Source organism: Bacillus pumilus, assembly GCF_900186955.1.
Lineage (GTDB): Bacteria > Bacillota > Bacilli > Bacillales > Bacillaceae > Bacillus > Bacillus pumilus.
This window is the reverse complement of sequence record NZ_LT906438.1, coordinates 628266-642577: the sequence shown is the minus strand read 5'-3', so window position 1 is coordinate 642577 and position 14312 is coordinate 628266. Positions and strand designations below refer to the sequence as shown.

General features: G+C 35.9%; 11 protein-coding genes, 2 pseudogenes and 1 other annotated feature. Of the genes and pseudogenes, 9 read left to right on the top strand and 4 right to left on the bottom strand.

What is annotated here, in order from left to right; genetic code table 11:
• The first annotated feature begins 16 nt into the window (after window positions 1–16).
• A complete protein-coding gene (locus CKW02_RS03225; protein ID WP_003214216.1) occupies window positions 17–1204 on the top strand; it encodes an MFS transporter in 1188 nt (395 codons plus the stop codon).
• 18 nt (window positions 1205–1222) lie between these two features.
• Here the strand turns inward: CKW02_RS03225 and CKW02_RS03220 are convergent, their stop codons facing one another.
• Window positions 1223–2668, bottom strand: coding sequence for a DUF4179 domain-containing protein (locus CKW02_RS03220; RefSeq protein ID WP_003214484.1), 1446 nt, complete (start codon window positions 2666–2668; stop codon window positions 1223–1225).
• Window positions 2637–3182 carry a sigma-70 family RNA polymerase sigma factor gene (locus CKW02_RS03215; protein WP_003214467.1) on the bottom strand — a complete coding sequence of 182 codons (546 nt, stop codon included), beginning with the start codon at window positions 3180–3182 and terminating at the stop codon, window positions 2637–2639. Before CKW02_RS03215 ends, CKW02_RS03220 begins: the two co-directional genes overlap by 32 nt.
• Before the next feature lie 179 nt (window positions 3183–3361).
• On the opposite strand from CKW02_RS03215, the gene CKW02_RS03210 reads away from it, so the two are divergent.
• The 4 genes from CKW02_RS03210 to CKW02_RS03195 all read left to right on the top strand — a co-directional run bounded on the left by CKW02_RS03210 (window position 3362) and on the right by CKW02_RS03195 (window position 7300).
• Window positions 3362–3547, top strand: coding sequence for a hypothetical protein (locus CKW02_RS03210; protein ID WP_003214201.1), 186 nt, complete (start codon window positions 3362–3364; stop codon window positions 3545–3547).
• Between the two features lie 3 nt (window positions 3548–3550).
• Window positions 3551–4117, top strand: coding sequence for a GNAT family N-acetyltransferase (locus CKW02_RS03205; RefSeq protein ID WP_003214175.1), 567 nt, complete (start codon window positions 3551–3553; stop codon window positions 4115–4117).
• A 450-nt stretch (window positions 4118–4567) separates the two neighbouring features.
• The gene (locus CKW02_RS03200; protein WP_003213816.1) at window positions 4568–5971 is read left to right on the top strand and encodes a reverse transcriptase domain-containing protein; all 1404 of its coding nucleotides are present in this window, start codon (window positions 4568–4570) and stop codon (window positions 5969–5971) included.
• 252 nt (window positions 5972–6223) lie between these two features.
• The gene (locus CKW02_RS03195; RefSeq protein WP_003214486.1) at window positions 6224–7300 is read left to right on the top strand and encodes an SH3 domain-containing protein; all 1077 of its coding nucleotides are present in this window, start codon (window positions 6224–6226) and stop codon (window positions 7298–7300) included.
• Window positions 7301–7465: 165 nt separating this feature from the next.
• Here the strand turns inward: CKW02_RS03195 and CKW02_RS03190 are convergent.
• A pseudogene (locus CKW02_RS03190) lies at window positions 7466–7854 on the bottom strand (GMP synthase (glutamine-hydrolyzing)); the annotation flags it as partial.
• A gap of 101 nt (window positions 7855–7955) precedes the next feature.
• On the opposite strand from CKW02_RS03190, the gene CKW02_RS03185 reads away from it, so the two are divergent.
• The 4 genes and pseudogenes from CKW02_RS03185 (at window position 7956) to CKW02_RS03170 (ending at window position 12552) form a co-directional block, all read left to right on the top strand.
• On the top strand, window positions 7956–8843 hold the full coding sequence (locus tag CKW02_RS03185) for a helix-turn-helix domain-containing protein (protein WP_003214162.1): 888 nt from the start codon (window positions 7956–7958) through the stop codon (window positions 8841–8843).
• 142 nt (window positions 8844–8985) lie between these two features.
• Window positions 8986–9250 (top strand) — a binding site (T-box leader).
• A 56-nt stretch (window positions 9251–9306) separates the two neighbouring features.
• Window positions 9307–10968 (top strand): annotated as a pseudogene (locus tag CKW02_RS03180) (2-isopropylmalate synthase).
• Complete coding sequence (locus CKW02_RS03175) at window positions 10969–12048, top strand: helix-turn-helix domain-containing protein (protein WP_003214192.1); 1080 nt, start codon at window positions 10969–10971, stop codon at window positions 12046–12048.
• Window positions 12049–12066: 18 nt separating this feature from the next.
• Window positions 12067–12552, top strand: coding sequence for a YbaK/EbsC family protein (locus CKW02_RS03170; protein WP_003214016.1), 486 nt, complete (start codon window positions 12067–12069; stop codon window positions 12550–12552).
• Window positions 12553–12631: 79 nt separating this feature from the next.
• Here CKW02_RS03170 and guaA read toward each other — a convergent pair whose 3' ends face one another.
• Window positions 12632–14173 carry a glutamine-hydrolyzing GMP synthase gene (gene guaA, locus CKW02_RS03165; RefSeq protein ID WP_003214293.1) on the bottom strand — a complete coding sequence of 514 codons (1542 nt, stop codon included), beginning with the start codon at window positions 14171–14173 and terminating at the stop codon, window positions 12632–12634.
• Window positions 14174–14312: the final 139 nt, after the last annotated feature.

Below are 14312 nucleotides of genomic sequence, written 5' to 3'. Positions count from 1 at the left end.
AAGGAAGGGTTCAAAAATGAAAAACACATCACATCAGTTATTGATTATTCTTTTAGCTGTCGGTTCATTCGTCACAGGCACGTCAGAATTCGTCGTGTCAGGCATTCTAGATATGATTTCTGTTGATTTAAACATCTCCATTCCTGCTGCCGGGCAGCTTATTACCGTTTACTCTCTCTTTTATGCAGTAGGTGCTCTCTTTTTAGTGATGGCAACATCGAAATTGAACCGAAAAAAGGTTCTGTTATCGGCGATTTTTGTGTTTATTTTAGGCAATGTGGTCGCCTTTTTTAGCCATCACTTTGTGCTACTCCTGCTATCCCGAGTCATCATGGCGATGAGTGGCGGCTTATATATTGTCGTTGCCACGAATTATGCAGCGCAGATCGCCCCTCCAGAAAAAAAGGGCAGCGCGATGGCAACGGTCATTACTGGTTTTACCGTTTCACTCGTACTTGGTGTCCCGATTGGCACATTTTTATCAGGTCATGTGGATTGGCACTATATTTTTCTCATCATTGCACTAGGTACTGCTTGTCTTTTACTACTGCTTTATCAATTACTGCCACGCATGGAGGGACATTCACACCTGCCATTGAAGCAGCAATTACATCTCCTTCAAGATAGCAGAGTGATCAGCGGCTTAGCCACAACCGTCTTTTGGATCTTAGGCTACACAATGGTATTCGCCTATATCTCGCCTTTATTACGACAGACTGCTGGCTTCTCTCTTGAAATGACAAGTATCGCCTTGCTCATTTTAGGAATCGCTGCTTTTATAGGCTCACGATTTGGCGGCTTCGCCGTTGATCAATGGGGACCAAACCGAACCATCTCGATCAGCATCATGATCCAGATGTTGTCTTTATTTATGCTCTTCTTTACGCAATTCTCCGCTATCGGGGTCTTAATTACACTCGCCATTTGGGGCATTGCTACATGGACAACAACACCAGCGAAGCAATTTTATCTGATCTCCCTTAAACCCCAAGCATCAGAAACCGTGCTGAGCTTTAATACAGCGATAATGAACATCGGCATGATGCTTGGATCGTCAATGGGCGGCGTGATTATACAATATACAAATGTCATGAACTTAAGCTGGATTGGCGGTTTAGCCAGTTTTGTTGCATTCATGTTGATTTGGTACTCGTTCCATCGTAATCGACTGGTCCAAAAGCAGACAAAAAGCGAACATGTATAATCATGTTCGCTCTCTTATTTATTGACTAGCTTTTGAAGTTTCTTTTTTGACTGGAATGGTTACCTTTATCGCTTTCTGTGGTGCCAACATATTCAGTTCTGACAAATCAAGATAAAGCCCATAATCTTTAAAAGAAAAATGGTTTAATGATAAAGTCTCTAGATTCTTATCATCAAATTCAAAGGTGGATTGCATGGAAGCTGTCTTTACATTCGTCATCTTCGCATGGTTCCCCTTCAAGTAATATCCGCTTTCATAGTCTGCTTGTGGATCGGGCCATGATTTCATCTTTTCAACATCGCCTAATCCAATGAATTCACCTATATTCTCCATCACATCCTGATCTAATTCTTTTTGATCTACTCCAGTAAATTGATAATCAACAATCACAGATCGGTCTTTTTGCTCTATCTTATTGATTTTGATTCCGATGCCATGGTGTTTTGTTTTGAACTGAACAGGCAGCTTTGTCTGAAGAGGAATAATGTGGCTGTATTCTCGTTCGTTTCTCACATTCGTGTAAAATGTCAATTCAGTCGCCTTTGGATTGATCGGCTGATTCAAAATTGTCAAATGATCTTTTCTAGTTTTGTCAGAAGTCAGTTGTTTTTTTCTTAAAACGGTTCCAATCTCAAGCTCATACTCATTCCCTAAATTATCCTTCATTCCATCAATACTAACTCTATCATCTTTGGCAAAACCATTGTAATCAATGGCATATTGAATAGCAGAGCCATTCACTCCATTTTCTACCTTTACGTTTCTTATTTGATACCGTCCATTTAAAATAGACACGTCTTTTTGTCCCGCTAATAAAGTGGTTTTTTGCTTGACCACAGGTAACTTGAAGCGCCAATTCCCTACAATATCCCCAATCTTCGAAATAACAAGTGGCACTTGCTGACCTTGTTTGATCGTTTGTCCATTTGTATAGACTTCCGTCTGCCCAACATAGCGGCCATCTTTTAATTTTTTCAACTCTGTTTTATCAAAATTCAGTTGAAAGTTTCCATCGATTTTTTCTGGATTCACTCTAAACGATACAACATCTTCGTTTGTATGGAAATTCTCCACAGTAAACGTATAAACAAGCCGCCCGGCATCATAATACACACTATTTACTTTCACAGTAACCCCTCTTGATTCAGCCCCCTCATTGACATGCTTCACCAAATCACTCTGAAAAAGAGACATTCCTACTTTATCGTGAAACATCATATAAAACTGTCCAATAATCGGGACACGTGCCATCGCTGTATTAAGAGAAGGAAAAAGAAAGCCTGATGAAAAATAAAGAACGATTAGTATGATGACAGAATATATTGGCGTTCTCCAATTCCATGTGAACAAAAGTCTTTTCTTTTCCGCTTTCACATCTCCTATTGCTTGGCGAATCGCAGAGGTTACTTCAACCGTTGGTACATCAATCTCATCATAAAGCTTTTTCATTTCTTTTCGTTCCATCGACACTCTCCTCCTTCTCCAATGTTTGCTTTAATAGCTTTCTTGCTCGATACAAATGAGTTTTAACCGTTCCTTCAGGCACACCCATCTGCTGAGAAATCATTGAAATCGAATAATCTTGAAAATAAAATAGCTGAATCACGAGCTGATATTGCTCATCTAACACTTCAAGTGCATTTTTTAAATCAAGCTTGTCTTCTAAAAAATCATGTCGTTCAACGCTCTCATGATGCTGTTCAAACGGAACAACATCTTGCTGCTTTTTCTTCATCGCAAAAATTGTATTGATCAAAATCCGAGTCAGCCAGCTAGAAAAATAAGCTGGTTCTTTTAATCCAGATAGATGCTTAAACGCTTTAATGACCGTTTCTTGAACAGCATCTAATGAATCCTCTTTATTTCTTGTGTAGAGAAAAGCCGTTTTATATAAACGCTCCTGATACATCAGCATTAATTTCTCAAATGCCAGGACATTCCCTTTTTGTGCTTTTTTAATTAGACGCACTTGCTTCATCTCACTCACACCTCCTACACCTGTTAGAGCAAGCTTTCTCTCAAACGGTTTCAACAAATGAAAATTTATTTTACTTAGCATATGTCGGATAAAAATAGAGAAAGTGAAGAATAGAGTCGAAAGAATAAGTTGAACATTTGATATAATGGAAGAAATATGTACAAAAAGGAGTATGTCGATTGTTTCGATTTGAAGAACCTACATGTGCTAGCTGTCAGAAAAAGATAGAAGGAAACGAAGAAGTGTACGTCAAGCTGGTCTATCCAAAGAGACGAGGAATGACAGAGGTGAAGGCTTGGCTGAGGAATGAAGGGGTTTTTTATTGTCAGGCATGTACAGAACAAAAGACATCACATGGAGGATAAAAAATGAACAAAATCACCTATCCAAAATCATTTCCAACAATACATACCGAAAGACTAATCTTAAAACAAGCAACAATCGAAGATGCTGAGGATATGCACATCTACTTATCCAATGAAACCGTGTGCCGCTACATGGGCATTGATGCACATGAATCCATCGAAGACACAAGAGGAGAAATCAAGTGGTATGACAATATCTTCAAAGAACAAACAGGCATCCGGTGGGGCATTTCTTTAAAAGATGATCCTGCGATCATCGGCAGCTGTGGATTTTTTCATTTGGAAAAACAGCACTGCCGCACGGAAATTGGCTATGAATTGCATCACGATCATTGGAGAAAAGGCATTATGAGTGAAGCGATCGCTGCGGTGTTACGATATGGGTTTCAGGAGATGAGTCTGAACCGGATTGAAGCGATTATTGATCCAACAAACACGTCTTCTGTTCAATTATTGGAGAACTTTAATTTTGTAAGAGAAGGTTTATTGCGGGAGTATGATCTTGGTCAGAATGGGTTTGATGATGTGTTTATGTATTCGATTTTGAAGAGGGATTACGAGAAAAAATAGACTATTACTTTTCTTAATTACAAGTTAATGGACCAAGAAAGTTATTGTTTTCCTTCCAAAGTAATTTATGTTAATATTATATTGCTAGTACTATTATCATTTATTAGAGTACTGGGTATGTTGTATAACAATGTCAAGAGATATTACTGTGAAAGTTGAAACTTGTATACCGTATGCTAATCTTAAGATCAGCATACTAGATAAGTAGCATACCAAAGTTATATCTATCATCATAGAACACCTCACCATCAGAACTTGTCTTCTTGTTATATTATACATTATTTGTATTTGTGAGTATTAAACTCACCCCGCCATACCATATAGTATGCCGCGTGGTATAGTAGAGCCTAAGGATCGCGGCGCTTTAGGCAGAGTGCAAGTCAGAAGAAATATAGTAGCGGGACTAGGTCTGTACTTGCTCCAACAATAAAAAAGGGATGTGAGTTTTAAATGGTACATAAATATCCATCTAAACCTTACTTGCATTTTGATAAAATTGCGTCTTTTAATAAAAAGGTAGAAAACTACGTCCTGGGTTTTAAACAAAACCCATCACATAGTTTTCTACCTTTAATTTTTAGTGAGTTAACCTTTGAGAAATTTAACGATATTAAAGATGAAACTGCTATGAAGAGAAACGGTCAATTAGTACCTATTAAAGAAAAAAAAAGACCGATTATGTATGCTGCTCATATTGATAACTTTATATACAAACATTACAGTTTAGAGTTAAATGACTTATATAATAGGTATGCTAAAGATAAACAAATTGATGAATCTGTTACTGCTTATAGAAACAACAAAAAAAGGCAAAACAATATACATTTCGCAGCTGAAGTAATTAACTTCATTGCGAAGAATCCAGATTGCTATATATACATAGGAGATTACCAAAACTTTTTCGACACTTTAGATCATAAATTACTTAAAGAAATGATTAACTTGATTTACGGAAGTGAAATGCCAACGCATCAATATAAAATCTTCAAGAGTCTCACTAAATATTCATACATTAATAAAAAAGAGATCAATTTAAGATTAGGTGAAGATAAAGAAATATTTAGAACTAACCAAACCTGTTATTTCACTTCATTTAAAGAGTTTAGAAAATTCAAAAATGATAGAAGCTTAATTACAAATGATAACAGCAAAATTCTAAAAGTAAATACGGATATAAAAGGTATCCCTCAAGGAACAGCTATGAGCGCTATTTACTCTAATATATATATGATAAAGATCGATGAATATATTACTAATTTATTAGCTAGCATAGGAGGTTTATATAGAAGATATTCTGATGATTTCATATTGGTTTTAACTAATATAAACGAAAAAAAATTTCACACTATTAAAAATCAAATAGAGAATCAAATCAAAAAATACAAATTATTAATTCATCCCCAAAAAACGCAAACCTTAACATTTGACGGGAGAAAAATTTTTGATATTAAATCTCAAAGACTTTCTAAAATTGATTATCTAGGATTCATTTTTGATGGTAATGAAGTTAGAATAAGAGAAAAGAGCATTTATAAATACTATAGAACTGTTTATAAGTTAATAAAGAAAGGTGAAATTGTTTCAAGAAAAAAGGGCTTTACTAAAGATCGAATACGCTTAACTTATAAGAGAAAATTATATCAACATTATCATCAGTTCGGAGAAAGAACTGACATAAAATATAACTATAGGAAAAGAGAATTCGGAACATTTATCACATACGCAAATAAGTGCAATAAAATATTTAATGAGATTTCGCCGCTTACTACAAATTTAATGAAAGAACAAATTAAAAACCACCAAAAGAAAATCAACAAAAAAATCCAGAAGTCTTTAAATACTCTAATGGATTAATGTTAATAGATTCATTACCTAAAGAAAAAGTAACTTTTATTTCATGTCAAATCAACCAAAAGCAGTTCACACACGTCGTGGCACGTAGAGACTGTCACACAACAAATAGATTAAGTCCATTTACAAATTTCATTTAGTAACTTTGCTAAATTCGCATTAAAGAGAAGTAGATAACTGTATTAATTTGCATGGTCTAAAAGTAACAATGAACGAGCATAACTTCAAAAAATATTGATTATTAGGTGGTTGCATATGAATGAACAAACAAAAAGTTTTGCTTATTTTCCATTTCAGGATAGACAAATACATATATTGGAAGCTCTTTGGCTGAGAAATCAAGGTGAAATTGAAATAAATCGAGAAAATCCTGCATTTTTCGACTTCAAAAATCCCTCTATTCGAAGCGGAGTATTACCAGTTTCCCCTACTTTTAGAGGGGGAAAAAAGATTAAAGACCCATTTTTTCGATATTATCATAAAGAAGACATGAAACAGATTCTTTATTCGAAAAAAATGACAAATGCTCATTTCCTTTTTCAAATGATGTTTTCACAACTTACTCAATTCAATATTGAAGACAAAGAAAAAGGGAGAATTAGAGTAGCTATTGAATCAGCAGAAATAGAATCTTATATTAAATATAATGATAAAAAAGGTATATTAATTGATATCTTATTGTGCGTCAAACAAACTGATCCATACTCTTACAAGTATCTATGGAATAAAAAGTTGGCAATTGAAATTAAAGTAACTCATGCTGTTGATCCAAAGAAAAAGCGTATATTACTTGATAATAATATTTCAACTTACGAAGCGCCTGTTCCTAATGTTATTAAAAAATTGATTCCAAAAGCTCACGAAATATTAAAGAATAAAAAGCTTAGACAAAAAGAAATTGACAAACTAACTAAAATTTATAGCAAAAACAATTGGACTTTATTTGGAGACTTTATTGTAAACTCTAAAGTAGAAGATGAAAATAAGGAGAATTATCTATTGTTATCCCAAGCTGAAATTGAACTAGATAAATACAAAAAAAGAAAAAAGAAATTATCTGAAGAAATACAGAAATCTGAAGAACATAAGCTACATTTATCTGAAATTATTCATAAGCTAAACAAAGATTTATACACTCTCAAAGAAAAAGTTGAAGTTAATCAAGAATTACTATTAGCTTCTCAAGAAAATAATGAATTAGTCTCAAAATTGAAACAAAAAGAACAACAAATTGGAGAATTAAAAAAAGAAAATGATATCCTCAAGAACAATATAAATAAACTTGATAATGAATCATTTTTGAAATGGATGAAGAGGAAAATAATTAAATAAATCAGTTAGTCACATATATCTTTAAAATCAAAATCATAATTCTTTACTTATTTACAAATTATAAAATCGAAAAAATTTAAAATGAGCATAGCAATGTAAAAAAGAATCCGAACTATTGGAAACACACTTTAAAGTGGTTCCTAAATAGTTCGGTTTTCTTATTGGTTAAGATTTTTTATCCTTATTGAAATTATTCGCACTAAGTCGTAGCAGGTAGCTTACTCGTAATGTAATATCATAATACCTGTGGTTAACACACTTCACTTCATTCACGAAACGGGTTGGGATCTTCTAAAGCACTTCTTCAAGAGATTCTTGCCCAGTCACTCGTCATACTATCAATAAAAAAATTTGCACGGATGCCGAATATATAATCGTATTTTCTTGTTTCATCCATGACACCTACGCTGCGGATGTCTGGGGGAACCGTTAGTTCTTTTCCAGATGTCGCGCTCAAGGCCGAAGCTAACAATTTCTTTGCGTAGAATCGTATCCGATTCACGGACGATTTCTAGTTTTTCTTCAGAAATTTCACCCAGTACACGGATACCTAGGGCTAGAAGCTCCGTTCTAAAATTACAACATAGCACAAAAAGTCAAGTTTCTAAAAGATGATTTCCGCTATACTAAACTCGTAAGGCAAGGAGGTGCACGGTTGTCCTATCAAGAACATGAAAAAACGATTCAAGACACATTAAATTATATTGAACAGCATCTGAAAGATGATTTACCGCTTCAAACTCTAGCGAAACACGCTGGTTATTCTAGGTTTCACTTTCACCGTATGTTCAAAAAAGTGATTAAGAAATCAGTGGTTGATTATATACGGGAACGTCGAATGACCCAAGCGGCGAAGGATTTAATTCATACGGACCAAAGGGCGATTGATATCGCACTGCAGTATCGTTTTAGTTCACAGGAATCCTTCACTAGAGCCTTTAAAAAGATATATGACATGTCACCCGCACGTTATCGGAAATTATTAAGAAATGTAATTATTGAGGAGGAAACAAATATGGCTGATCATCAGAACACACCTACTGGCTGGATTATGACGGGGGATACCCCATCTGACTATGAAACAGGTTTGGATAACAGAATTGTACACAGTGGGACTAACTCCGCTTATTTGAAATCAAAAGATGAAAAAGCTGGAGGTTTCGCAACATTGATGCAGCAAATTAAGTCAGAACGTTACCGAGGAGAACGCCTTCAATTTTCTACTTTTGTCAAAAGCGAAGATGTGAAAGGCTCAGCTGGTTTATGGATGAGAATTGACCATTCTTCAGGTGAAGTTCTTGCGTTTGACAACATGATGGACCGTCCAATTACAGGAACAAATGGATGGAATCATTTTAGTGTAGTACTAGATGTTCCAGTAAAAAGTGAAGTCATTGCGTTTGGCATATTACTACAAGGTCCAGGTCAAATTTGGATGGACGAACTTAGTTTTAAAATTGTAGATGAAAGTGTGCCAGTGACAGAACAAAATACTGTGGATGATTTAGAGGATGAACCCGTCAATTTAAATTTTGAGGGCTAATAGAAGAATTGATGATTGTAGAATAAATACAAGATTGTTTATTTTTAATCCCTCATAAGGACAAAAAAAATCAATTGAAAAAGATATCCCTACCACTATCTCTTTTTTGTCATCTTGGTATAATAGAAAAAATCAGAAAAATTAGAATGCGATGATAAGGAATAGTACTTGCCGAAATGTTTTCAGAAAGTTGCTGGTTGATGAGAAGCAATAACAAGAAGGCAGGGAACTCACCTTAGAGTAGCCTTAGTGAAATGAAAAGGATTGATGTAGTTAAGGTCGGCACCCCACCGTTATATGGGAAGGATATAAGATATAACACTCTGTATCCGAATAAGGGCATGATAATGTATGGTTATCATGAAACAGGGGTGGTACCGCGTAAGAAGAAGTCTTTCGTCTCCAAGTTCAATCTTGGAGATGATAGGCTTTTTTTATATTCCAATTACAGGAGGAATCGATTATGTTTAACCACAAAAAATACGAAAAGAAATACTTTTTGCCACCGAACCTTACTTATGATTGGGTGAAGAACGAAACTTTAGAAAGTGCTCCGATATGGTGCAGTGTGGACTTACGGGATGGAAATCAAGCATTACCTATTCCTATGAACTTAGAAGAAAAATTGGAAATGTTTCAGTTACTAGTAGAGATAGGTTTTAAAGAAATTGAAATCGCATTTCCAGCTGCTTCTGATACGGAGTTTAGGCTATTACGGACACTGATTGATCATCATATGATTCCAGACGATGTAACGATTATGGTTATCACGCAAGCGAGAGAGCATATTATCCGCCGAACCTTCGAGGCAATTAAGGGGGTACCGAAAGCGATTGTTCATTTATATAATTCGACTTCAGAAGCGCAGCGCAGACAAGTATTTAAGAAATCAAAAGATGAAATTAAACAAATTGCAATTGATGGAGCTATTTTAGTAAAGGAACTTGCCGAAAAAACAGAAAGCGATATTTATTTTCAATATAGTCCTGAAAGCTTTCCAGGAACAGAAGTGGATTATGCGTTAGATATTTGTAAGAGTGTTTTAGATATTTGGAAACCAACACCAAATCATAAAGCGATCATCAATATTCCGACAACAGTTGAATATTCAATGCCTCATATCTTCGCAAGTCAGATTGAGTATATACACAAAAATCTGTCTTACCGAGATAGTGTGACATTATCTGTTCATCCTCATAATGACCGTGGCACTGGGGTGAGTGATGCAGAATTTGGTGTTCTAGCTGGCGCAGAAAGAGTCGAAGGTACATTATTTGGTATCGGTGAACGTACAGGGAACGTAGACTTGATTACTTTGGCGATGAATATGTATTCACAAGGTTATAATCCAAAATTGAATTTCAATAACCTAGAAGCTATTCGTAAAAAATATGAAAAACTAACCAAAATTACTGTTCATGAGAGACAGCCATATTCTGGCGAGATGGTATTCACCGCATTCTCTGGGTCACATCAAGATGCTATATCTAAAGGTATGAAATATAGAAAGGAAAATCATGTTGATAAATGGGACGTTCCGTATATCCCAGTAGATCCAGTTGACTTGGGAAGGAATTATCAAACGGATGTGATTCGAATCAATAGCCAGTCTGGAAAAGGCGGCATAGGCTATATACTAGAAACAAATTATGGCATTCAACTTCCTTATAAAATGAATGAAGCCATGGGATATGAAGCGAAGAAAGTATCTGATCAGACAAGTAAGGAATTGTCTGTCGAAGAAATATATCAAGTCTTTAAAGAACAGTATGTTGATTTTCACCCTCATTTCCAGCTGCTTGATTATCAATATCATAAAGGAGAGAAGCAGGAAGTCACCTTAACTTTGCTGAGAGATGATCAACAAATTGAAATACAAGGAACTGGCACTGGAAGTTTAGATGCAATCAGTAATGCATTAAAAGCATATTTTCATCTCGAGTATGTTTTGGAAGTCTATGAACAGAATTCTTTGGGCAAGGATTCTCAAGCATAAGCCTGTGCACAGATTGGAATTTCATATCAAGGAAAAATGCATTGGGGTGCTGGAATTGATAAAGATATTATAGAAGCAACAGTGAAGGCCCTGGTGGTTGCAGTAAATAAACTAGAGGTTTGGATGTAGATGGAAAAAGATAAACTTGAAAAACATGAAGTGATGCAATATTTAAGAGAATATAACGAACAAGAAATCTTTTATCAACAATACCAACAGAAAAAGCATGACAATCAATCATTGCAATTATTTTTGAAGGATTATGATAAACACAATTTAATGCATAAGCAAATATATATAGAAGAATTTTTGCAAAAAGGGCAGAACGAATTTGAAAAAGAGGATACCATGTGGTTAGGTCAGGAGAAAGATATCGAAGTGAGAAAGTATAACCGTTTTATGCCTCAATTGTCGGCTATCCATGATTTCTTTGAAATGATCTATGTTCTGGAAAATGAGATGTATGTAGAAGTGGAAGACAAAAAAATGACTTTAAAATCAGGAGATATTGCCTTTATTCCACCTGATACAATACACAAGCCAATTGTCATGGAGAATACAATCGCAATCCAAATCATGATCCGTAAAAGTACTTTTCAAAAAGTGTTTTTTAAAATGTTAAAAGGCAATCATGTCATTTCAGAGTTCTTTTTGAATGCATTGTATATAAAAGAAAATAAAAATATTCTTATTTTCCATAGTCGCTTGGATAAAAATTTGCTAGACTGCTCTCTTCAACTATTTATAGAAAATTATAATCGGTTTCCTGGATACAAGTTGATTATGAATAATTTGTTTGAGATATTATTATGTCTCTTATTAAGATTCAAACCAAGTCATCTGAACGTAAATCAGGTCAAACAATATAGTGATAAACGTATGATTCAAATGCTCCAATATATTCAGCAATGTTATGAGCATATAACAATCCAGGAGATGGCAGAGGAATTTAACCTTTCACAATCTTATCTGTCTAAATATATAGCTCGTAAACTTGGCAAATCATTTAGTGAGATTCGACAAGAAATAAGATTGGAAAAAGCCTGCAAAATGCTCACTGGTAGCAATTTGCAAGTAGATCATATTGCGACAACCGTTGGTTATCAAAATGTAGAGCATTTCATTCGTTTATTTAAGAAAAAGTATCACTTAACACCACATCAATATCGTTTAAATAATAAAGTCGAGCAAACTTCAAATCAATACTAATAAAAAGGAGAAATCATCATGTCGATCGAGAAAGTAAAAGATTATTTTAAACAATATGATATGGATCATCGGATTCAGGAATTTTCAGTATCTAGTGCAACCGTAGACTTGGCTGCTTCTGCATTGGGCTGCGAACCTGAAAGAATCGCAAAAACACTCTCCTTTCTAGTGAATGGGCAAGCTATTTTAGTTGTGACCTCTGGCGATGCAAAAGTTGATAACAAAAAATTCAAGGAATATTTTAAAACAAAAGCTAAAATGCTTTCTCCTCATGAGGTCGTTGACTTGGTCGGTCATGAAATTGGCGGAGTATGTCCTTTTGCTATAAAGAATGGCGTTTCTGTTTATTTAGATATTTCACTAAAACGTTTTGAGACAGTCTATCCAGCCTGCGGGAGCAGTAACAGTGCTATTGAACTAACAATCAAACAATTAGAAAAATACTCCGGTTATTCACAATGGATTGATGTGTGTAAGGGATGGAATGATTCATTAACACATTAAAACGGAAGGAAAAAGTGCAATTAAAAATAAAATAGAGCTAGAAACCCTTGATACACAAAGGTTTCTAGCTCTATTATAACTATTCCCACTCAATCGTAGCAGGCGGCTTACTCGTAATATCATACACCACGCGGTTCACATGCTTCACTTCATTCACGATACGAGTTGAGATCTTCTCAAGCACATCCCAAGGGATTCTTGCCCAGTCACTCGTCATCCCATCAATCGAAGTAACAGCACGGATGCCGATTGTGTAGTCATATGTTCTTGCGTCGCCCATAACACCTACGCTGCGGATGTCTGGGAGAACCGTGAAGTATTGCCAGATGTCGCGCTCAAGGCCGAAGTTGGCAATTTCTTCGCGTAGAATTGCATCCGATTCGCGGACGATTTCTAGTTTTTCTTCAGAAATTTCACCTAGTACACGGATACCTAGTCCTGGACCTGGGAATGGCTGTCTCCAGACGATGTCGTCAGGAATGCCTAGCTCTGAACCTAGGGCACGGACTTCATCCTTGAATAGCGTATTGAGTGGCTCAATCAATTCGAACTGCATGTCTTCTGGAAGACCGCCTACGTTGTGGTGAGATTTGATTGTTTGTGCCGTTGCTGTTCCGCTCTCAATGATATCTGTGTAAAGTGTTCCTTGTGCTAAGTAGTCGATTCCTTTTAGCTTGTCCGATTCATCATCGAATACATAAATGAATTCGTTACCGATGATTTTACGTTTTTGCTCAGGATCAGACACACCTTTTAGCTTGTTTAAGAAACGATCTTTTGCATCTACTTTAATCACGTTCATGTTGAAACCTTCGCTAAATGTCTTCATAACCCCTTCTGCTTCGCCTTTGCGAAGAAGACCGTGGTCAACGAAAATACATGTCAGCTGATCGCCGATTGCTTTGTGGATCAATACCGCCACAACAGATGAATCTACACCGCCGCTTAGTGCGCACAATACTTGTTTGTCGCCTACTGTTTGACGGATTTTCTGCATTTCGATTTCAATGAAGTTCTCCATTGACCATTTGCCATCGCAGTCACACACGCCGAAGACAAAGTTTTTCAATAGGTCATTTCCGTACTCAGAGTGACGAACCTCTGGGTGGAACTGAACACCATAGAAATTCTTCTCAGCTAAGCTCATCGCTGAGTTTGGACAATGTGCACTTGTTGCATCAACTGTAAAGCCTTCTGGTACTTCAACAACAAGGTCACCATGGCTCATCCATACGACTTGATCAGTCGGAAGGTCTTTAAATAAAGCAGGCGTTCCATTAATGTGGATATCTGCTTTTCCGTATTCACGCTGGCTTGCCGCTTCTACTTTCCCGCCTAAATAATGAGTCATAAGCTGCATGCCATAGCAAATGCCTAGAACCGGAATATCTAGATCAAAAATCTTTTCATCACAGCGGAAAGATCCTGCATCATAAACACTGTTTGGTCCGCCAGAAAGGATGATTCCTTTAGGCGCCATTTCTTTAATTTCTTCAGCAGTTAAAGTGTGCGGATGAAGCTCACTGTACACACCAAATTCACGAATACGGCGTGTGATCAGCTGATTGTACTGACTGCCGAAATCTAGAACCAAAATCATTTCATTTACTAAATTTGTCATGGTGTCACCTCTATGTCCAATATAGTTTTTTATAAACGCACAGAAAAAATGAGAGGAGAAAACCTGCTCTCAGTGTGAATCACGCTTTTGAAGCGCCCAGACTCACATCCGAACGCTTCAATTTCATGTATTTTAGAAG